General features: G+C 71.9%; 2 protein-coding genes. One reads left to right on the top strand and one right to left on the bottom strand.

All coding sequences use genetic code 11. The features are described 5' to 3' along the window. Positions 1 to 516 (bottom strand): EamA family transporter (locus G6017_RS14080; protein ID WP_182617919.1); only part of this gene is annotated, 516 nt, incomplete at its 3' end. 116 nt (positions 517 to 632) lie between these two features. Between G6017_RS14080 and G6017_RS14075 the strand changes: the two genes are divergently transcribed. Continuing rightward, positions 633 to 901, top strand: a 269-nt coding sequence (locus G6017_RS14075; protein ID WP_182617917.1) for a hypothetical protein, incomplete at its 3' end; no start/stop codon positions are given.

The following is a 901-nucleotide window of genomic DNA, read 5'->3' as shown; positions in this document are numbered from 1 at the left end:
TCCGGGGGCCGCCCCGCCGCCGGCATGTGAGTGCGCTGGAGGTCGTGGCCGGTCCGGCCGCGGAGTATCCCCGCCCGGGACCACGCCAGGGGTGTCCGGGACGACGCCGGGGCTGGTCGGAGAGTCGGCGACCGGCCGCCCGCCGCCGCCGGAATTCGCCGTGAGCAGGACCGCCACGATCCCCAGCCCCATCGCGATGACCTGTGGTGCCCCGATACGGTCCCCGAGCATCGCCCACGCCCAGATCGCCGATACCGGAGGGGTGAGGTAGAGCAGCATGCTCGTGCGCGTGGCGCCGAGGGTGCGCAGGGCGAGGATGTACGCCCCGTAACCCCCGAGCCCGGCCGGGACCACCAGCCACGCGAGCGAACCCGCCAACCGGGCCGTCGGGTCGATCGCGATGCCGGTGGTGAGGACCGCGACGCCCACGCAGAGCGCGACCGCGCCGAGTCCGAGGGCGAGCGAGTGCCGACTCGTGAAGTGAACGGGGCCGGGAAGGGCGTTGGTCGCCAACACGAGTTATCAATGAAAACTTATTGACATGACTACATAGCTGTCCTACGTTCAGCGGACAGGCATGTCCCGCGCCAGGCCGACCCCCTGGATCGCGGACCGCCAGAGGGGTGGCCATCATGAGGATTCTCATCGCCGACGGCGAGGGGGCGTATCGCCGGTCCTCCGGGGTGATGGACGCCTTCGTCGACGACCTCACCTTCCGCCTCGGCGCCCGCGCCGCGGTCCGGGTGCAGTGGCCGGAGCCCGAACAGACCCGCCTCCACCGTCCGCGGAGCTGGGACGCCGCCTCGGCCGCCGGTGTGGCGGACCTGGCCCGGCTCGTGGGTCTCCACCCGTCCGACGGGATAGTCCTCCTGGGCTGTTGCTGCGGGTGCCGCGTGATCCA

Source organism: Dietzia sp. B44, from assembly GCF_014145245.1.
Lineage (GTDB): Bacteria > Actinomycetota > Actinomycetes > Mycobacteriales > Mycobacteriaceae > Dietzia > Dietzia natronolimnaea.
This window is presented reverse-complemented; position numbering and strand designations above follow the sequence as displayed.